This is a genomic window from Vibrio spartinae, assembly GCF_024347135.1.
GTDB classification, from domain to species: Bacteria; Pseudomonadota; Gammaproteobacteria; order Enterobacterales; family Vibrionaceae; genus Vibrio; species Vibrio spartinae.
The window spans coordinates 2,360,646-2,381,303 of record NZ_AP024907.1 but is presented as its reverse complement, the minus strand read 5'-3'; the positions used below and the strand labels follow the sequence as shown (position 1 = coordinate 2,381,303).

At 47.7% G+C, this 20,658-nt stretch carries 12 protein-coding genes and 2 tRNA genes; 13 read left to right on the top strand and 1 reads right to left on the bottom strand.

From position 1 onward, the window contains the following. Window positions 1-45 precede the first annotated feature (45 nt). From OCU60_RS10385 to OCU60_RS10355, 7 genes are all read left to right on the top strand, one after another. A complete protein-coding gene (locus OCU60_RS10385; RefSeq protein ID WP_074373456.1) occupies window positions 46-1,041 on the top strand; it encodes a ketoacyl-ACP synthase III in 996 nt (331 codons plus the stop codon). Continuing rightward, window positions 1,038-2,024: an NAD-dependent epimerase/dehydratase family protein gene (locus OCU60_RS10380; RefSeq protein WP_074373457.1), complete on the top strand. Its 987-nt coding sequence runs from the start codon at window positions 1,038-1,040 to the stop codon at window positions 2,022-2,024. The genes OCU60_RS10385 and OCU60_RS10380 overlap by 4 nt, the downstream gene beginning before the upstream one ends. Further along, window positions 1,993-2,856: an MBL fold metallo-hydrolase gene (locus OCU60_RS10375; protein WP_074373458.1), complete on the top strand. Its 864-nt coding sequence runs from the start codon at window positions 1,993-1,995 to the stop codon at window positions 2,854-2,856. The genes OCU60_RS10380 and OCU60_RS10375 overlap by 32 nt, the downstream gene beginning before the upstream one ends. Continuing rightward, entirely contained in the window at window positions 2,853-4,112 is a 1,260-nt protein-coding gene (locus tag OCU60_RS10370) for a F390 synthetase-related protein (RefSeq protein WP_074373459.1), read from the top strand. Before OCU60_RS10375 ends, OCU60_RS10370 begins: the two co-directional genes overlap by 4 nt. Then, window positions 4,100-5,218, top strand: a complete 1,119-nt coding sequence (locus OCU60_RS10365) for an ATP-grasp domain-containing protein (RefSeq protein ID WP_074373460.1) — start codon at window positions 4,100-4,102, stop codon at window positions 5,216-5,218. The genes OCU60_RS10370 and OCU60_RS10365 overlap by 13 nt, the downstream gene beginning before the upstream one ends. 260 nt (window positions 5,219-5,478) lie before the next feature. Further along, a tRNA-Leu gene (locus tag OCU60_RS10360) sits at window positions 5,479-5,565 on the top strand. Between the two features lie 11 nt (window positions 5,566-5,576). Beyond that, window positions 5,577-5,652 (top strand) — tRNA-Gly (locus OCU60_RS10355). Window positions 5,653-6,085: 433 nt separating this feature from the next. On the opposite strand, the gene OCU60_RS10350 is transcribed toward OCU60_RS10355, so the two are convergent. Next, window positions 6,086-6,736: a TetR family transcriptional regulator gene (locus OCU60_RS10350; protein ID WP_074373461.1), complete on the bottom strand. Its 651-nt coding sequence runs from the start codon at window positions 6,734-6,736 to the stop codon at window positions 6,086-6,088. A gap of 277 nt (window positions 6,737-7,013) precedes the next feature. On the opposite strand from OCU60_RS10350, the gene OCU60_RS10345 reads away from it, so the two are divergent. The 6 genes from OCU60_RS10345 (at window position 7,014) to OCU60_RS10320 (ending at window position 20,541) form a co-directional block, all read left to right on the top strand. Then, entirely contained in the window at window positions 7,014-14,198 is a 7,185-nt protein-coding gene (locus tag OCU60_RS10345) for an amino acid adenylation domain-containing protein (RefSeq protein ID WP_083602671.1), read from the top strand. Between the two features lie 20 nt (window positions 14,199-14,218). Further along, complete coding sequence (locus tag OCU60_RS10340; RefSeq protein ID WP_074373462.1) at window positions 14,219-15,394, top strand: FAD-dependent monooxygenase; 1,176 nt, start codon at window positions 14,219-14,221, stop codon at window positions 15,392-15,394. A gap of 274 nt (window positions 15,395-15,668) precedes the next feature. Next, on the top strand, window positions 15,669-16,652 hold the full coding sequence (gene pheS, locus OCU60_RS10335) for a phenylalanine--tRNA ligase subunit alpha (RefSeq protein WP_074373463.1): 984 nt from the start codon (window positions 15,669-15,671) through the stop codon (window positions 16,650-16,652). 18 nt (window positions 16,653-16,670) lie between these two features. Continuing rightward, window positions 16,671-19,058, top strand: coding sequence for a phenylalanine--tRNA ligase subunit beta (pheT, locus tag OCU60_RS10330; RefSeq protein WP_074373464.1), 2,388 nt, complete (start codon window positions 16,671-16,673; stop codon window positions 19,056-19,058). 408 nt (window positions 19,059-19,466) lie between these two features. Beyond that, window positions 19,467-19,766, top strand: a complete 300-nt coding sequence (locus tag OCU60_RS10325; protein WP_074373465.1) for an integration host factor subunit alpha — start codon at window positions 19,467-19,469, stop codon at window positions 19,764-19,766. A 130-nt stretch (window positions 19,767-19,896) separates the two neighbouring features. After that, window positions 19,897-20,541, top strand: coding sequence for a thiopurine S-methyltransferase (locus OCU60_RS10320; RefSeq protein ID WP_074373466.1), 645 nt, complete (start codon window positions 19,897-19,899; stop codon window positions 20,539-20,541). The last annotated feature ends 117 nt before the right edge of the window (window positions 20,542-20,658 follow it).

The window sequence follows — 20,658 nt, the reverse complement described above, 5'->3', positions numbered from 1 at the left end:
ATAGTATTTTGAACACTGTTTTTTATTTTGGTGTAATGAGAATTTATGGCATTCGATATTGTTTCTAGTGGTATCTATTTACCTAAAAATCGGTGGTCTTCGGAGCAAATGGACGCTTTTCTGGCACTGCCTGCCGGGACGACCAAAAAAAGATTTGGCGTTGAGTACCGGCATGTTGCCGGAGAAACGGAAAGCGCGATTGAAATGGCGCGCAGGGCAGTCGAGGACTGTTTCAGTCAGACAGAATTGGCCCTCTCTGATATCGACTTGGTTATTTATGCCAGCGGAACGCATCATCAATCGTTACCCTATGATGCTTCTGCATTGCTTGCTGCTCTTAATGCACCGTTCAGTATCGAAAGCTTTGATTTAAATAGCACCTGTCTGTCATTTTTAACGGCATTGGATTTATCCCACAGTCTTTTTTTGGCGAAGCGTCATCAACGTATTCTGATTGTCACGAGTGAAGTGGCAACGGGCGTCACGTTAAATCGTTCTTTTCCTCCCCAGCAAGAAACCGCGACATTGTTTGCCGACGGTGCTGCTGCATTTTTACTTGCGGCCAATGAGCAGAGTCCCGGATTAGTCACTCGCCGCTTTGAAACCCATCATTCGGGATATCCATATTGTCAGATCCCGGGTGGAGGCAGCTTTCTCAACCCTCATCGAATATCCCACGATGAGAATCTCAATGTTTGTCGCTTTTTTATGGATGGTAAAAATTTATTTCGCAAGGTGGCTCAGGTTTTACCGGCGTTTCTGCAGGATGGACTGGCTCAGGCTCAGATGACTCAAGACGATATTGATTATTTGCTGCCTCATCAGGCGAGCTTCCGGGCATTAGAAAAAATGCCTAAAATGACAGGGTTTTCGGCCTCGCAAGTCATCAACCGATTTTCCACGTTGGGCAATCAGGTTGCCGCTTCAATTCCGATTAATCTCCATCTGCTGAGAAATGAGCCGGATACGAAGGGTAAAAGTGTCTTACTGATGGGGTCTGCTGCCGGCTTATCACTCGGTATGGGGTTGATTTATCTATGAATATTCTCATTACCGGCGGCAGCGGTATGTTGGGGAGTGCACTGATACGGTTATTCCATCAACAGCACCAACTCCGTTTTATCGCCAGAAATGCGGATATCGCGCGTCAGCTTGAACGTGACTATCATGCCGTTGCATATTTACTGGATTTAAATGACCGGGCAGCGTTGATCGAGGCTTGTAAGGGTGTTGACGCCATCATTCACTGTGCGGCTTTATCCAGTCCTTGGGGGACTTACGAACAGTTTTTTCAAGCGAACGTTGCTGCGACTCAGAATCTTGTTGAAGCGGCCCGGATTCAGAATGTGTCATGTCTGGTTCATATCTCAACCACCAGTGTTTATTTTGACTACGCTGACCGATGGGCAATTACCGAGAAAGATGCGCTGGCGCGTCAATGGTGTAATGACTATGCGAAAACAAAATATCTCGCGGAACGCGTTGTCGAGAATAGTCCGATCAAAAGTATTATTTTACGTCCGCGTGGTATTTTTGGGCCGAATGATCGAGCGATTGTGCCGCGAGTGCTGAGTAGCGTATTCCGTGGGCAACTGCTGTTACCATCGGGTCGCAATCCGGTGGTCGATTTAACCTGTGTTGATAACGTTGCCCATGCGGCGATGCTGGCCTGCACCCAAATTGAAGATTTGTCACACGGGGAGATTTTCAATATCAGTAACGGTGAACCGATGCCGGTTGAGATGCTGTTGCAACAGTTACTGGCCTCACTGAATCATCCGGTGACCATCCGGCGACTCCCGTATCGGGTTTTGCGGCAACTCTTGACGATGAATGAATGGATCCGTCAGCGGCTCCCCGGCCATCCTGAGCCCCGTTTGACGCGCTATAGCGCCGGACTTCTCCATCATCATCAAACGCTGGATATCACGAAAGCCAGAGAAATATTAGGGTATCAGCCACATGTCACAATCAACCAAGGAATCGAGCAATATGTCAGATGGTTTGCAACTCAGAATCTTTGAAGGTGGTTATTGTGTTCATCCGGGATTTGTCGTCAAACCCGGCAGTGGTCTCAAGCCAAGGGCTTTTCCCGCAGCAGTGGCTTTGATCAAGCATCCTGAGCAGGGCTATGTGCTCTTTGATACGGGGTATCATCAGCATTTCTTTGATGCGACGCGCACCTTTCCGGAAAGGTTTTATGCATGGACAACCCCGTGTCATTTGCAGCATGGAGAAGATATTACCGCGCAGCTAGGTCGTTCAGGGGTTGATACATCACAGGTGAGCCATTTGGTGTTGTCTCATTTTCATGCCGATCATATTGCAGCGGTGAGTGAATTTGGAGATGCTGCGATTCATTGTTCAAAAGCAGGGTTTGATGCGCTCAAACATCGAGGGCGTTTCAGTGGTGTCAGGAAAGGGTATTTGCGTCAACTGATCCCGGATGATATTCAGTCACAGTTGCACTTTCATGATCACTTTGATCGCCGCATCGATGCAATTTTACCGCAACTTCGCGGTGTTGAGCTTTATTGTAAAGACCTGTTTGATGACGGCTCACTCTACCTGGTCAGTCTACCCGGACATGCTGCCGGGCAGGTGGGGATGTTAGTCCGATTGCGCGCGCAATGGGTATTTTTGTTAGCCGATGCCTGTTGGCTGATTGAGAGTCTCAGTGAAAATATGAACCAGCACTGGCTGGCGAATATTATCTGTGAAGACACCAAAGCATACCGCCAGACATTGGCGCAATTGAGGTTATGTTATCGCCTCGGTAAAGCGGATATTCAGTTTGTGCCTTCCCATTGCCTGACCAGTATTCGTGCGCTCTGTGAGCAAGGGTGGATACAATGATCACCTTGTTACGTCAGTTTGCTTTTGCACGTTATCACCGGTTTGCTTCTCGCGCTCAGGTGCTTTCCTGGCAAGACAAACAGTTAGAGCATCACTTGCAGTGGGTCTGTCAACATTCACCTTTTTATCAGTCGTTCCGCAATCAGCCGCTTGAAAATTTTCCTATCATGAATAAATCGTTGATGATGGCGAATCTGGAGACGATCAATACGCGGGGATTAAACACTGATCAGTTGATGTCCGTTGCGCTCAAAGCAGAGCAATCACGACGTTTTGAACAATCGGTTGTCAATGATGTGACGGTCGGACTCTCTTCGGGTACCTCTGGTCAGCGAGGACTCTTCTTGGCTGATCATCGCGAAAAACAGCTATGGGCCGGTAACATTCTTGCCAAGCTATTGCCTCATCTATGGCAAAAACATCGGATTGCGTTGGCACTTCGAGCAAACAGTCCGCTATATAAATCCGTTGCTAAAGGGCCGATTCAGTTCTTTTACGCGGATTTAAATCAACCTTATGAGGTCTGGATTCGAGCGTTGGATCGTTTTCAGCCAACCCTCCTGATTGGTAGTGCACAAGCGTTACAATTCTGCGCAATGTACAGTGGTTCATTCGGTGAACGGAAAATGTCTCCCGCTCGAATCATATCCGGGGCCGAAGTATTAACACCTGTCGATCGCGCCCTGATAGAACAGACATTCGCCAGTGAACTTCATGAAGTTTATCAGTGTACAGAAGGGTTTCTTGCCTGTACGGATGCGCAAGGGCAGATGCGTTGGAATCAGGATATCGTTCATATTGAGAAACATTGGTTAAATCCGGAAAAAACCCATTACAGCCCGATTATTACCGATTTCCGGCGCCGAACCCAACCAATCATTCGTTATCAGCTTGATGATGTGATCGCCGTGAAACAAGATGAAGCACCATTTGAGCCGCTCGGTGCGATTGCCGGACGCTGTGGTGATTGTCTGGTGTTAGAGCAGGGTGGGGCACAGACCGTCGTGTTGCCGGATCTGGTCTATCGCGCAGTCACACTGGCGATAGCAGAACGAGTGGATTATCGCATTACCCAAACCAGTGCGCATCACTTAAAAATTGAAGCTGCTCCCCAGTTTCATCACGTGATTCAGGAGGCGTTATTTGGGTTATTACAGCGATTGGGGCGGGTGTCCGTGACGTGTGAATATGCACCACCGCCCGACTGGAACCCGATGAATAAACAACGACGAGTGGTGAATGAATGCAAGTCTTGATTACCGGGGCCCGTGCGCCAGTGGCACTTGAGTGGGCAAATATTTTCTGTCGTCAGGGACATCGGGTGATCATGACCGATGCCTTAAAACAACCGCTGGGATCATTTCTGAAGCAGATTGAAGGTTATATTCAAACCAGTTCACCACGGTTTTCTTTTGCTGATTATCAGACGCAGATACTCGATATCATTGACCGGTTTGCCATTGATATGGTCGTACCGACCTGTGAAGAAGTCTTTTTTCTCGCTGATATTGCGAAGCAAAGACCTCATGTTGACTGGTTCATGCCGGATGGCGAATTATTACTCGTATTACACAACAAACTCACGGTCTTTGAAGCCTTATCCGGGCTACCCAACGTGGTGCTGCCATCTACTCATTTAGTCACTGATCGTCATGATGTGGTGTGTGGCCGGAATACCGTGTTGAAGCCGGTTTATTCTCGTTTTGGCGCACAAGTGATCTGTGATGTTACACCACAAGCCTTGGCAAAGATAAATATAACGGCCGATGTGCCTTGGGTTCAGCAACAAAAAATAGCGGGGCAGCCGATCTGTAACTATGCCGTGTTTGAGAACGGGCAGATGCAGATTCATCAGGCTTATCAACCGAAACTGTGTGTCAATCAGTCTGCTGCCAGTGCTTTTCAGCCCATTGATGATCCGTCAATTGAGCAATTTATGCGTGCATTTGGACAACGATTTGGTTATCACGGGCAGGTTTCATTTGATTTTATGCGTGATCAGCACGGTTTATATGTGATTGAGTGTAATCCGCGGGCAACCAGCGGGTTACATTTGGTCGCGCCATTTTGTCAGTCTGTTGCGCCCCATTTTGTGTTCTCTGAGCCAGAACTGACACCTCTTTATCACCTTGGTGCGATGGTGTTTTTAGCGGGTGGTGTTGCGTCTTTATTCCGATATCAAACATGGCAAGGCTACTTTGCGGGTAAAAATATCATGAAGCGTCATCACAAAGAACTGTCGAGATTAGCACCGGTATTGAGTCTTTCAGAACTCTATCGACAAGCCAAAAAACACCGGATTTCGCTTAGTCAGGCATCAACTTATGACATCGAGTGGAATGGGCCGGCACAGACCATCTGAAACTTGTCTTCTTGGTGCGCTTCGTCATACCGAGCAACCCTCAGGTGCTCTCGGAGAGCCTGATATCTTAGTTGATACATGCAAATTGACATGGAAAAATACACAGAAAATGAGGCAATAGACCGTTTTTTAGCCATACAGTTCATCATGTTGGATTTTCTTGTTGACGAAAATTTTGAATCCAGTAAAGTACCTCTCGTTCCTCAGTGGTGATAGCCTTTTAGGAATCATTCAAGTGAGGTAATGCTTTGATATGCTCCGCCCTGGTGGTGGAATTGGTAGACACAAGGGATTTAAAATCCCTCGGCGTTCGCGCTGTGCCGGTTCAAGTCCGGCCCGGGGCACCATCAAAGATAATGCGACATTAGCTCAGTTGGTAGAGCGCAACCTTGCCAAGGTTGAGGTCACGAGTTCGAACCTCGTATGTCGCTCCAAATTGTTGTTTATAGGCTTCATTGAGCCTGTAAATCTTTGAAAAAAGGGGTTTAGGCCCCTTTTTTCGTGTCCGCAAAACCTATCTATTCAATATCTATCTGCTCAAAATCCATCTATTCAAAACCTATCCGTTGCTCACCTTTTTTAAGACCCAGATTCAGGGCTCACAACTTTATATACAACCCTATATTGTATACAACCCGACACTATATGATGTATTGCGTCCAATGTTATGTTTCTGTCGGCAGACCAGACAACGTGTCATCTTCGGTGAAGGCCGTGAAACAGCGTTGGTGTCGCCGTTTCATACGTACCTTCCGTCGAATTACTAGGGTTAAAATATGGAATAATCCGGCGTGCCGACATACCTTTGTTGTTGTCCCCAAAGTTGTTTAGCACGAGTCATCGGGTTGTTGCTACGATTTTCCCAGTTCAGCAGACATCGTCGGAATGATCATCTGGTTTATATTTTGCTGAGAAATTGAGGCCGCTCTCTATGATCAGAAAAACTTCATTGAGGACATCGGAATAGAGAACGGAGGCGGATTTTTTTTTCTTCCAAGCATCATACGCAGCACAGTGTGCGTAATCGATCATCCCGACGACAATACTTGGTCGGAGATCAAGCGTAACATTGGCCTCCATCCGTTGAGCAATTAACGACACGATAGAAGCGCTTCTTTCCTCACTTTGTTGCAGCGCTTTGGCCCGAACCAGCGGGTGACTTCTTAGTAGTTCTTGCCGCATCATGAAGCGATCAGCAGAACCACTTTCATATTTCCTGACCACTTCTACGGCGGCATGCCGAAGCGCAGTGATAACGGGCTCCTGAAATGGACGACGATTCAGTGCAGCAATAAAGCTTTCGTGTTCTGCCTGCTGATAATCAAGCACAACATCTTCTTTCGAACTGAAGTATCGAAAAAAAGTGCGATTAGATACATCCACTTTATCGGTAATGTCTTCAATCCGGGTTTCATCAAATCCTTTCAGCGCAAAAAGCTCGTAGGACGCTGTAATGAGAGCGTCTCGCAGCATTAGCTTCTTGCGCTCACGACGTCCCATTTTTTCTTTCTCTGCCACGTGTCTGTTTCCTCCTGTCAAGGTATAGGGCTTGACTGTCTACCATTATGGTTTGTGTATGACATTTGCGCAATAAAGAAAAATAACAACAACATAAAACTGTCACTCATAATAATATGACACTTGACATATTATGTCACTCGATGACATTATTTTCGAAATTAAAGCCAGAAAGGGGCGGCTCGCTTCAGTTGAGCTTGGGTTCTTACCCAGATGGACGAAGCTTTTGCGCTGTTCATTGAGCTCATGTCATCTATTTAAGTGGAGTTTTTCACTCATGAATATTGCTACTATCACTACCGAAAAGTTTTTGGACGAAGATAAGCCGATTTCGTATGAGAGAGCGTTGAATTCGTACGAAATGGAAATTTGGTTCGAGGCCTTGCGAGATCCGCACAGCTATCAATTCACCATAGCTTATAGCGTACAACTATCAGAGGGCGCCGATTTTGCTAGGCTAAGAAGTGCTGCTGAGCAAGTGCTGAAGTCTGAGCCTGCATACCACAAAGTATTTCTCGATCAGGATCCCCCGAAAGTGCGGGTAGACTTTGGTGAAGTGTGGGTTGAATCCTGTGAGTTGATGAACGAAGAGGGCGCTGCTGCGTTTTTCACTGAATGGACTCGCAAATCCTGGGATCTCTCAAAATCACCGTTAATCAATATTACTGTGGGTAAGATGAACGATGCCGCTGTGTTGATGGTCCGAGCTCACCACATTGTTGCCGACAGTTGGGGAGTCAATCTGCTGTGTCACAAAATACTCGATGTTTATGAGGGCAACGAGGTTGCACAGCAAGAACGAATGGAAGCGGTCCGGCATTATGCTGCAAAGCATCCGGTGTTGAATCATACCGAGCTTGAGCGGGTTATCAGTGATGTGGTGGAGGAGATCCGTCATGTTGAACCTGCCTTGTTGCCGAAATCTGGTGCTGACTTTTCAACATCGCACAAATATCGTCGCTCGTTCAGCATGTCGGCAAATGAAGTTGCCGCAGGTCTTGAAAATGGCTTTACACCTTTCTTAACGGTTTCAACTGCGCTGTCGGTTCTGCTGTCTAATGTATATGGGAGTGAGAACTTCTTTATTGGTGTTCCGTTTCTGAATCGCAGTGAAGAAGAGCTTGCCATTATCAATCAAAAAGCCAACACGCTGCCTGTAAAGGTTGAAGTCGCGCACGGCAGCACGTTAAGAGACATCGGAGCCGGTATCAAGGCATTTGCGCGGTTCTTAAAAGATAAAGAATCTATCCCATTTGGTCGGATTATTTCTGCACTTGCTCGGTCAGGTGCTCCCCGCCAGCTTTTCGACGCAACCGTTTCTTACCAGCGCCATCCGCAGGTGGGCGTTGCCTCGGTTGTTGAAGAGACATTCCGCAATGTGGGTCATGTCCATGCTCAGGAAGCGATTGTTGTTCATTTGTATACCTACGGCGATAATGCGGATGTGCTGGGGCAAATATGCCTGAATAATTCAGCATTTAGTTCCGAGAATGCCGCACAGGCTTTTCTGGATTCACTGATCCAGCTTATCAGAGATGTTGGAAAGTATCTTGATAAACCCGTGTCGGATGTCAAGCTACTGCCGCTTGAGCAGGACGAACAATTACAGCGGTATGAACATGGCCCTGTAAAGCAATACAGCGAGAATGATACGGTGATGTCACTCTTTGCTGCCAGAGCGACGCAACACCCTGAAAATATCGCTATCCGAGATCCGGATGGTAACCGACTGACTTATGCCCAATTAGACCAATGGTCGTCTGCTGTTGCGGCCGCCCTGGAAGAAAGAGCAATTGGCCAGGGAGATATTGTGGCCGTGTCGATGGTTCGTTCATCGCAGATGATGGCCGCGATATTTGGGGTGCTCAAGGCTGGAGCGGTATATTTACCAATCGATAGTGACTATCCTGCGGATCGCATCCAGTATATGCTGCAAGACAGCGGTGCCAAATTAGTAATTTCTGATTTACCTCATGTCATCAAACAAGATGATCCCCGCTGGTTTGATTTAAGCGCCGTACCGACCGAACTGGCCTCTGCACGCGAATATCGCATCAAAACTCAGCCCCACGATCCTGCATATGTTATCTACACATCCGGCTCGACCGGACGTCCCAAAGGTGTCGTCGTCGCGCATCATTCGGTGGTGAACCGTTTGGAATGGATGCAAGAGATCCATCCGTTAAGCCGTGAAGATGTCATTCTACAGAAAACCCCAATATCGTTTGATGTCTCGGTATGGGAGCTTTTCTGGTGGGCGATTACCGGTGCATCGGTCGCACTTTTGAAGCAAGGGGCGCAACGCGATCCCAGAGCGCTGATTCAAGCGATCTCGGATCATGGGGTGACGGTCGCCCATTTTGTGCCATCAATGCTTGAGCCATATGTACAGGCACTGACGGATGAGCGGCAATCTCTTGCTGCGAACGCCAGCTTGAAGTGCTTGTTTACCAGCGGTGAAGCGTTAACACCGGCTGTAGTCAATCGATATAAGAAGTTGTTCAGCCGTGAGATGCCACCGCCACGGTTGATTAATCTGTATGGTCCGACGGAAGCAACGGTTGACGTTACTTATTACGAGTTGGATTTGAAACAGGATTCGGACGTTGATTCAGTGCCAATCGGTTTTCCGATCAATAACACGGCCGTCAGAATCGTTTCACGACACGGAGCAAGGCAGCCTATCGGTATGGCCGGGGAACTGCAAATTAGTGGGGTTCAGTTGGCTCAAGGTTACCTGAACCAGCCTGAATTAACAGCAGAGCGTTTTATTATCGATCAGAACGACAACGGTAGCTGCTGGTATCGGACGGGTGATCTTGCTGCTTGGTCAGAAGATGGAGCACTCCTGTATTTGGGCCGAATGGATGGTCAGGTAAAAATACGGGGAAACCGGATTGAGCTGGGGGAAATAAAAAACGCATTGCTCGGCTTGCCTGACGTATTAAATGCTGAGGTGATCGTTGAGGATGACGAAAACCGGGGTAAACATCTGGTTGCGCTATATGTCAGTCGGCGTGCTTTCAATGAACGCGATCTACGCGAGCAGCTTGGGGCGTTGTTGCCAGTGTTTATGATCCCCGCGCGTTTTGTCGAGCTGGACGAGATGCCTTTAACGCCTAACGGGAAGTTTGACCGGGCACGAGCCCTCGAAGGAATCAGTAATCAGTCGGTATTTGTACCGGTAGGGGAGCTGACAGAAACCGAAGCCATTGTTGTCAAAATATGGGGGAAAGTCCTCGGTCAGCATGATATTGCTGTCGATGATGATTTCTATTCTCTGGGCGGAGACTCCATATTGATGCTGAAGATCCGTTCTGAATTGGAGATGCATGGATATGAGGTCAATCTTTCTGAGCTCGGAGAGCATACTACGGTACGTCGTCTGGGGTATTTTTTGGAAAATACGTCGGATATGTTCAGTTGTCCGAAAGAAGCTTTGCATCCTTTTGAGCTGGTTCGTGACGTTGAGCAAAAAAGACTGGGAGAAATGTATGACGACGCCTACCCGGTATCTCAGTTGCAACTTGGCTTGCTGTTCCATAGTCGGGAAGTTGAAGGGGCAAGGGCATACAAAGATGTGTTTCGTTATACGCTGAAGTCGGCTTGGGATGACAGGGCGTTCAAGTTTGCTGTACAACAGCTAATCCGCCGCCATCCAGCATTACGTACGGTTTTTAATCTCAGTGATTTCGAACGGCCGATGCAAATGATCAGGAAGAATGTGCCGGTTGATGATGTACTCTCAATCACGACCCCGACCCGGGCTGAGTATGAACGAATGATTGCCGGGCACATGGATAAGTGGTCTAAACACAACTACTCGTTGACCTCAGGGCCTCTTTTCCATATTGCTATCTTTGTTCATCATCAGGCCGATTGTATTGATCTGGTGCTCAGCTTCCACCATGCCATTTTGGATGGTGGCAGTGTTGCAAACCTGATCCGTGAACTGCTGGTCAGCTACTTTCAGGGGGGGGAATCTTCTGATCTTGGCTATCCTGAACATGAGTTGCCAAATCCGTCGGTATTTGTTCAGGATGAACTGAATGCCTTGGGGAGTGATAAGCATCGCAACTACTGGAAGGCATATCTTGATGGTGCCGATAACGCATTGCCAATTGGCTTGGCGAGCCATCTGGGAGCGGTTGATCATGGTATCTTTTCGTATCGTTTCTTGATCGAGCCGGAGCTAGATACTGCGCTCAGCCATTTGGCGAAGCGAGTTCATGTACCTATCAAGCTCGTGTACCTTGCTGCACATTGTATGGCAATGGCAGCCATGAGCGGTACCACAGATGTTGTGACCGGGGTGGTAACACATGCACGGCCGGAGGTTCAGCACTCGGAGCATATCTTGGGGCTGTTTCTGAATACGCTCCCGTTACGCGTTGGGCTTGAGGACCTGAATTGGCTGCAATTGCTCGAAGTGCTATATCAAAACGACAAAAGAAGCCATAAACACCGTCGTTTCCCACTGAGCCAGATACAGGCTGAGAATGGTGCAATCTCAATCCAGACAGCGTTTAATTACATTCACTTCCATGTTCTGCAAGACGTTACGGCCAAGACAGACATTGAGCTGCTGGCGTTTGAGCCGAAAGAAGAAACAAACTTCGCTATCCTGACGAATGTGATGCGCGACTTTGCCGGGGGACAGACAATCGTCCGTGTAGATATGGATGGGAATATCTATGCCAAGGAACAGGGCGAAGTGTTCTTCAGGCTCTTTAACAGTGCGTTGGCGCGTATCGCTTACCAGTCACAGATGCCGGTATCCCTCAACCGTCCCCTAACCGATGTCGGATGCCTTATTGTCGGTACGAAACCATTGGTTTCTCTGCCAGCGCGGATTCAAAAGGCGGTACAACATCATCCGAGCGCTGTTGCGGTCACATATGACGATACCGAGTGGTGCTATCAGCAATTATGGGATGCTGCGACTCGAATTGCGGCCCTGCTGACCGAGTCCGGGGTCGGCAAACAGGATGTTGTCGGGCTGGCACTACCGAGATCGTTTGAACAAATCGCCACTGTCATCGCCATTTTAAGGCTCGGTGCGGTCTGTCTTCCGGTCGATCTCTCGTATCCGGCCAGCCGGATTGAACTTATCCTCAGCATCGCTGAGCCAGCGGTGGTCGTGACGACCTGTCATATGACAGCGTTGCCTGTAAATACCCCATGTTTGGTGCTGGAGCCCTGTTCGTTTGAAGGCGATACCGGGCAAATCGAAGACGCCGTAATCGATCCTGATGATGCGGCTTATATTCTGTTTACCTCCGGTTCAACCGGTACGCCGAAAGGGGTGACAATGCCCCACAGAGGGCTGGCAAATCTGGTTGACTGGCAGAATAAAACCAGCAGTGGGGCACAGGTTTCGTCTACTTTGCAATTGGCCCCGCTGAGCTTTGATGTCTCTTTCCAAGAAATTTTGTCCACGTTGTCGTCAGGTGCGACATTACACCTTATCGGTGAAACCGAGCGGCGAGATCCGGCTACCTTGATTCGACACCTTGATCGTAAAGGGGTGGAGCGGGTATTCATGCCGTATATCGCACTACAGCAGTTTGCTGAGACAGCCGTTACTCTTGACTTGTTTCCGAAGCAGTTACGCGTTGTGGTGTCATCGGGAGAGCAACTGCGTGTTACCCAAGAGATACGGACTCTGATGAGCCATCTGCCTGCCGGGGTATTGGAAAACCAGTATGGGCCGACCGAAACCCATGTCGTAACAAGTTACAGCATGCGTGGTGATCCAGAGTGCTTCCCGGCATTTCCTCCGATAGGGATGCCGATCTCGGGGGCGGGACTATTGCTGCTTGATGAGTGCTTCAATGTGGTTCCTGACGGGGTGCCCGGTGAGATCTGTGTATTCGGGGAAGCGCTGGCATCTGGCTACTATTGCTCGCCTGAGGAGACCAGCAAGACGTTTATTGAGCATACGGACGTATCTGGCAAAGTGCTCTACCGAACGGGCGACATTGGTATCCGTGCTGCCCGAGGTGAAATTGTGAGCCTTGGCCGCAATGATATTCAGGTCAAAGTTCGTGGCTACAGGATTGAACCTTCCGAGATCGAGCTTAAGACACTGGAGTTCTTTGAGCAACGTGGAGAGAGCGTAGATGTCGCTGTGGTTGCTCGGCCGCGAGATGAGATGGACACGTATCTGATCGCTTACTTGGCTGGCAAAGAGGGGCATCACAGCAACACATTGGACGACCTCCGGCAGTTTTTGAGTGCTGAGTTACCAGCGTATATGGTGCCGACGCATATCACTTGGATAGATACGATCCCTAAAACCCCGAGTGGTAAGCGCGATGATGCCCAGTTACGGCAATTGGACATACAAATCGGTTCAACCCGGGACTATCGTGAGCCACAGAATGACTACGAAAGCCGATTGTGTCATCTGGTGGCCGAATTGTTGAAGATTACTGAGATTGCGCCTGAACAAAGTATTTTTGACTGTGGTGCCACTTCTATCACAGCGATGCGCATCGTGGTTCTTGTCGAAAAGCTGTATGGCGTCAACGTGCCGCTGTCCGCTTTTGTCAGTGCGCCAACGATCGCAAAACTTGCCAGACTGATTCAGGATGATGGTGGTCACCTTCAATTTGATCCACTGGTCCCGTTGCGTGAATCCGGTCAGCGCAGGCCGATCTTTTTGGTTCACCCGATGGGCGGAAATATTCTTTCCTACCTGCGGATGTTGCCACATCTACCGTCAGATCAGCCATTTTATGCGCTGCAAGCAGCCGGTGTTGATGTGGGTTCAACACCGATAGCGACCATTGAAGAGCAAGCCCGCTTTTATATTGAGGCTATCAAGCGAGTTCAACCCACGGGGCCTTATATTATCGGCGGATGGTCTTATGGTGGCTTTATTGCCTTTGAAATGGCGGCTCAGTTAATTCAGGCCGGAGAACTCGTTTCCAATGTCCTGATCCTCGACACCATGGCTTTGAACTCACATGCAAGAGGCAAAACAAGCGATGACGCGTTGCTGAGCTGGTTCTTTTGGGAGTTGCTGTGGACATCACGAGGATCGGCATTGCCAGTACAGGTTGTGCCTGAACATATCGAAACTCTACAAGAACGATTTGATTATATAACCAATCATGCCATTGCTATCGGAGCGGTTCCTGCGGGGAGCACAAAGGCCGTACTGCAACGCCTGTTTGAGGTGTACCGCACCAACTGGCAGGCTGCAACAGACTACAACCACAATGCGCGATATCCGGAGTTGGATATGACCCTTGTTCGCGCCAAACAACCTCTTCCTCGGATTTTGCGGGATATGCACGATTCCATAGGCAGTAAATACCACGACCCATTCAACGGATGGCGTAGCCAGACTTCAGGCCAAGTCAACCTGATAGAAGTGGAAGGGGATCATTTGACGATTATGGAAGAGCCCTTTGTCGGGCCATTGGTATCTGCAATTCTTAGCGAAATTAAATAACTTGAAAGGGATGAATGTAAATGAATAGAAAACCTTCAGCACTCATTATCGGTACAGGTATTGGTGGCTTATCATGTGCAATTGCGCTGAAAAAAATTGGCTGGTCGGTGCGTCTGTTTGAAAAAGCGGACGGTTTACGGGCAACCGGCTCGGGACTGTCTGTTATGTCGAATGCCAGTGCTGCGATGAAGAAGCTGCTTGATATTGATCTCGGTCTGGAGCATTACGGCGCGGTGATCCAGAATTTTGAAATTCGGCACAAATCCGGTTTACTTCTAAACCGGCTTCCTGTTCAGGCAATCGCTGATGAGCAAGGTGCGCCCAACGTGTGTATATCCAGAGCACAATTGCAAAGGGCGTTGTTAGAGCAATTGGGGGATGTCGATATGAGTTGTGGTAAACGGGTGGATGGTTATACCGAAACGGATAATGCTGTGCAGGTTGACTTTGCCGACGGGACGACAGCCTCGGGCGATATCCTGATTGGTGCCGATGGATTCCACTCGGCAGTACGCGAAGCCATCGGGACAACGTCTGTGATTCAGGAGGCTGGTTATATTTGCTGGCTGGCTTTGGTGCAATATTCTCATCCACAGATAACCCCTGGCTATGTTGGCCATTATTGGGGCAAAGGGAAACGGATCGGGATCATTGATGTCGGTAATGGCTGGGTATATTGGTGGGGCACTGCCAATATGCCGAATCATGAGGCTCAGCAATGGCGTGGCACAAATGCAGATGTTGCGAAGGTATATGCCGGCTGGCCAGATATTGTGTCAGATATCATTCTTTCAACACCAAGTGAATCGATAATCAGCGTTGATGCTAAAGACCGCTCCTTTCCGCAAACTTGGAGTAAGGGCAGGGTGACTCTCTTGGGAGATGCCGCCCACCCAATGCTGACGAGCCTTGGTCAAGGTGCTGGCATGTCGATAGAGGATGCAGCAGTACTGGGAGATGTTCTTCGGAATGCCGAAGACTATAGCGCTGCGCTGCGTCAGTATGAAGCGATTCGCCAGCCCCGGGCTCAAGCTATTGTTGAGGCCTCTCGGGCGTTGAGCGATGTTGAGCAGTATGAGCAGTTTCTTCCTCGTCTGAAACGTGACGTCGGAATGCTATTCGTGCAGAAACGCACAATGCGCGAGCGCCTGCAAGCGTCGCTGGTATTTGATGAACGCGCTGTTTATGCTCAATAAATGTACCCGGTACATTTCGCCGATTTATCTCTGGTGATGTTGTGACGACAGAAACAGACTTGTAGCAGGGAGGATGCCATGTCAGTGGCATTCTTCCAATGGCATTCATTTTCCTGTTGAATTATTGCTCAATAACCACATGAAAAACGATTACAATTTGGCATTACAAGCCGCTTTGGGTACTATGTATAGCTATTTTTATTAGACCTAATAATTGTTCGGGAAACCGAGAGAACCTTTGTGGGAACTGCCAAGCAAGGCAGATGAGGAAGCGATGCAACATCTACAAGAGATTATTGCCAGTGCAAGTGCGGCAATTCAGGCTGCTGACACGCTGAATGCATTGGATGAAGTTCGTGTTCAGTATCTGGGGAAAAAAGGCGAGCTGACGGCTCAGTTGCAAAATCTGGGTAAATTACCCCCAGAAGAGCGTCGAACTGCCGGTCAGGAAATTAATGCTGCCAAAAATACGGTTCAGCAGGCTATTTTTGCCAGAAAAGAAGCACTACAGCGTGCAGAATTAGAACAAAAATTGGCGGCCGAAACCATTGATGTCACACTGCCGGGACACCGGATTGAGAATGGTGGCATTCATCCGATTACTCGGACGATCGAGCGCATTGAAAGCTTTTTTGGCGAACTTGGCTTTACCGTTGAGTCCGGTCCGGAAATTGAAGATGATTTTCACAATTTTGATGCACTGAATATTGCAGAAGATCACCCGGCCAGAACCGATCACGATACTTTTTTCTTTAATCCTAAATTAATGCTCCGCACCCATACGTCTGGCGTTCAGATCAGAACGATGGAAGCCAGCCAGCCCCCATTACGCTTTATTGCGCCCGGCCGTGTTTATCGGAACGATTATGATCAGACGCATACACCGATGTTTCATCAGGTGGAAGGTATGTTGATTGATGAAAATGTGAATTTTGCGCATTTGAAAGGCATCTTGCATGACTTTTTGTGTAACTTCTTTGAAGAAGAGCTTGAAGTTCGTTTTCGTCCCTCTTACTTCCCGTTTACTGAGCCGTCAGCTGAAGTTGATGTGAAGCGGAAAAACGGCAAATGGCTTGAAATATTAGGGTGTGGCATGGTTCACCCGAATGTCTTGCGTAGTGTTGGTATTGACCCTGAAAAATACTCCGGATTTGCTTTCGGAATCGGGATCGAGCGTCTGACGATGCTTCGTTACGGGGTCAATGATCTGCGGGCATTTTTCGAAAATGATCTGCGTTTCCTCAAACAGTTCAAGTAATTCAGGGGTGAAATTAGAATGAAATTCAGCGAATCATGGCTGCGCGAGTGGGTGAATCCTTCTGTAACGACAGACGAACTGGCGCATCAAATTACAATGGCAGGTCTTGAAGTCGATGATGTGACTGCTGTTGCCGGTATATTCACCGGTGTCAAAGTTGGTCATGTGGTCGAATGTGGTCAACACCCAGATGCCGACAAACTCCGGGTGACAAAAATTGACGTTGGTGAAGACGAGTTGCTTGATATTGTGTGTGGAGCGCCGAACTGTCGTCAAGGTTTGAAAGTCGCTGTCGCAACGGTCGGTGCTGTTTTACCGGGCGATTTTAAAATCAAAAAAGCGAAACTGCGTGGTCAACCTTCTCATGGCATGTTGTGCTCATTTTCAGAACTCGGAATCGATATTGAATCCGACGGTATTATGGAACTGCCTGCTGACGCACCGATCGGCATGGACTTTCGTACGTTCCTTAAATTAGATGATGTTACTATCGATGTGGATTTAACATCCAATCGTGCCGATTGTTTTAGTTTAAGAGGCCTGGCTCGTGAAGTCGGTGCTTTGAACCGAATGGATGTTGCTTCTCCTGAGCTTTATGCTGTCGCACCTTCAATTGATGCGCAGATTGCGATTGACGTCAAAGCTCCCAATGGATGTCCTCGTTACCTCGGCCGTATTGTAAAAAATGTAAATCTGAATGCGAAAACGCCATTATGGATGCAGGAAAAACTGCGTCGCAGTGGATTGCGTTCGATTGATCCGGTTGTTGATGTGACCAATTACGTCATGTTAGAACAAGGCCAACCCATGCACGCTTTTGATTTGGCTAAAATTGAAGGCGGTATTGTGGTGCGGATGGCAGAGCAGGATGAAAAACTGACTCTGTTAGATGGCGCTGAAGTGTCACTGAACAATGATACATTAGTGATTGCTGATCATCAGAAAGCGCTGGCGATTGCCGGGGTATTTGGTGGTGAAGAGTCTGGCGTTAACGAGCAGACACAAGATATTTTGTTGGAATGTGCCTTTTTCACGCCGGATAGTATTCGTGGGCGTGCGAGAAGTTATGGCTTGCATACGGATTCTTCAATGCGTTATGAACGTGGGGTTGATTATGCTTTACAAACTAATGCAATGGAGCGAGCAACCGCGCTACTACTGAGTATCTGTGGTGGCGAAGCCGCACCCGTTGTCGTCGCTGAATCTGAATCGTATCTGCCAAAACCGAATCAAGTGACACTTCGTCGTGAAAAGCTTGACCGTCTATTAGGGCATATTATTTCTGATGACGATGTGGTCGAAATTCTGACTCGTTTGGGGATGGATGTCGCCACAATTGAAGACGGTTGGCGTGTTGTTGCACCGACATGGCGTTTCGATATTGCAATCGAACAAGATCTGATTGAAGAAGTGGGCCGTCTGTACGGTTATGACAATATTCCGCTTCAGGCACCACAGGTCGGGTTAACGATGAACCGGCACAAAGAAGCTGATTTACCACTGAAGCGTGTTCGGGATTTGTTGGTTGATCGTGGTTATTACGAAGCGATTACCTATAGTTTCGTTGAACCGGAACAACAAAAACTGATTGTCCCTGATGTTGAGCCACTGGTGCTGCCAAACCCGATTTCAGTGGATATGTCGGCAATGCGATTAGGCTTAATTCAAGGGCTGTTGAATACCGTCGCTCATAATCAGAAGCGTCAGCAATCTCGTGTTCGCTTGTTTGAACATGGTTTACGTTTTATTCCTGATCAACACGCTGAGCAGGGTATCCGTCAAGAAGCAATGATTGCCGGTGTAATTGCTGGTTCTCAGACAGAAGAACACTGGAATGTGGAGAGCAGGACAGTTGATTTCTTTGATGCAAAAGGTGATATGGAAGCGATTCTGGAGCTGACCGCAAATCCAAACGCTTATTCATTCGCCGCAACCCGACATCCGGCATTGCACCCGGGACAGGCCGCTGCGATCTACTATGAAGGACAGCAAATCGGTGTGATTGGTGCTGTGCATCCTGAAGTTGAACGTAAGTTTGGCTTGAATGGCAGAACCATTGTGTTTGAGATTGAATGGTGTGGGTTGAATCAACGCTTGATTCCGGAAATTGCATCGGTCTCAAAATTCCCGGCAAATCGTCGTGATATCGCCTTAGTGGTTGATCAAACAGTGACATCCGGTGAAGTGGTTGCAGCTTGTGCGAACGCTGGCGGACAGCTTCTGAAAGAAGCCAAACTCTTTGATGTGTATGTCGGTAAAGGGGTTGAAGACGGCAAGAAAAGTCTTGCGATTGCATTGACGCTACAATCTGTAGAACGAACGCTTGAAGAAGCTGAAATTTCTGCTGTGGTTAGCGAAATTGTTGCCGCTGCTTCTGAGCAATATGGTGCAGTTCTGCGCGATTAATCTTTGTTATCACTATATAAACAGGCTGGTGAATCTATAGCACCAGCCTGTTTTTTTATAGGAAAGAAAAACATTCAGATACACTGAGTTCACATATTTGAACTTTTGATGTAAATTTGACATTATTATGATATTAATCAATTATTTATGCTGTAGGGTTTCCACGGAGTGCGCCATTTTTTCTCGATTGAATCATCAGTTTTTGCTGATTTAAATGTGACATGCTCCCACAATAGTCACGAATAATGTGTCTCTTCTGCGAGCGATTTAATAAAAAAGTTGGCGTAAATCAGAAGGTTGGCATACACTATTTACAATAAAGCCGATATGTTGTTGATTGGCTGAGTAAAAATGCTTTGGTGCTGTCACATCGACAGTAAGGTTCAATATAGCTTTGAGGGAAGTTTTATGGCGCTCACAAAGGCCGATTTGGCTGAAAACCTGTTTGAAACGCTTGAGTTTAGTAAACGGGATGCCAAGGAAACGGTTGAAGCATTTTTTGAGGAAATCCGTAAAGCTCTGGAAAATGGCGAACAGGTCAAGTTGTCAGGTTTTGGTAATTTTGATTTGAGAGACAAGAGCGAGCGTCCGGGGCGAAATCCGAAAACCGGACAGGATATTCCGATTACTGCGAGACGTGTTGTTACATTCCGTCCAGGACAAAAATTGAAAGCTCGTGTCGAAAATATCGATCCGAATGAAAGGTAGAATACTCTGAAAGTGTGGTGATCATGCCGCTTTCATGAGAGTGAATCTATTTTTCGATCTCTAGTTTTTTGCCACTGATAAACAGTTGCGCTGGTCAGTGGCTGTTGTGTTTATATTAGAGAAGCGCTTCATGGATAAAGAATTTTGGCATAATAAGTGGGCTTCCAACCGCATTGGCTTCCATATAACAGATGTGAATCCGCTGCTGTTGGAGTACTGGCCTGCATTGTCGCCACAGAGAGAGGAACAAGTTTTTGTTCCTTTGTGTGGTAAAAGTGAAGATCTCGTTTGGTTGGCAGCAAAACATGACAAAGTCATCGGTGTTGAACTCAGTGAGATTGCCGTGAGATCGTTTTTCTCTGAACACTTTTATACACCGTTAGTCACACAGATCGATTCATTTCATCAATGTTATGAGTTTGATGAACTACAAATTTATCAAGGTGATGTTTTTACAGCACCACTTGATTGTGTCGAGCTGATTTATGATCGGGCTGCATTGGTTTCTATCATGCCATCCCAAAGAGATGCGTATGTACAGCGACTACGCGCGCTGTTAAAGACGGGCGGGCGGATGCTTTTGATTACTGTTGACTATGAGCAGACAGAATTGGCCGGGCCACCGTTTAGTGTTAATCGTAACCAGATCCAGCAATTGTTTCAGGGGATGAAAACGACATTACTCTGCCGTAAAGAAGCGGATTCAGAACACCCGAAAATTGCGAAACAAAAGCTGAGTCGATTTGCGGATGAAGTGTGGTTGATTGAAGCTTAGTTATTATATCAGAGAAAAGATTCAGGCCGGAACGTGATTGACGTTCCGGCCTGTTGTCATTCTATGGTTCTCTTTTATTCGGAGAGTCTTACGTGGTTTGTATCACCCTATTGATTC

Bases quoted from the DNA above. Each gene is read 5' to 3' on its own strand.
- OCU60_RS10365 (WP_074373460.1), top strand. From the start codon at position 4,100: ATGCAAGTCTTGATTACCGGGGCCCGTGCGCCAGTGGCACTTGAGTGG.
- OCU60_RS10345 (WP_083602671.1), top strand. From the start codon at position 7,014: ATGAATATTGCTACTATCACTACCGAAAAGTTTTTGGACGAAGATAAG.
- OCU60_RS10370 (WP_074373459.1), top strand. From the start codon at position 2,853: ATGATCACCTTGTTACGTCAGTTTGCTTTTGCACGTTATCACCGGTTT.
- OCU60_RS10380 (WP_074373457.1), top strand. From the start codon at position 1,038: ATGAATATTCTCATTACCGGCGGCAGCGGTATGTTGGGGAGTGCACTG.
- OCU60_RS10340 (WP_074373462.1), top strand. From the start codon at position 14,219: ATGAATAGAAAACCTTCAGCACTCATTATCGGTACAGGTATTGGTGGC.
- OCU60_RS10320 (WP_074373466.1), top strand. From the start codon at position 19,897: ATGGATAAAGAATTTTGGCATAATAAGTGGGCTTCCAACCGCATTGGC.
- OCU60_RS10385 (WP_074373456.1), top strand. From the start codon at position 46: ATGGCATTCGATATTGTTTCTAGTGGTATCTATTTACCTAAAAATCGG.
- OCU60_RS10375 (WP_074373458.1), top strand. From the start codon at position 1,993: ATGTCAGATGGTTTGCAACTCAGAATCTTTGAAGGTGGTTATTGTGTT.
- pheT (WP_074373464.1), top strand. From the start codon at position 16,671: ATGAAATTCAGCGAATCATGGCTGCGCGAGTGGGTGAATCCTTCTGTA.
- OCU60_RS10325 (WP_074373465.1), top strand. From the start codon at position 19,467: ATGGCGCTCACAAAGGCCGATTTGGCTGAAAACCTGTTTGAAACGCTT.
- pheS (WP_074373463.1), top strand. From the start codon at position 15,669: ATGCAACATCTACAAGAGATTATTGCCAGTGCAAGTGCGGCAATTCAG.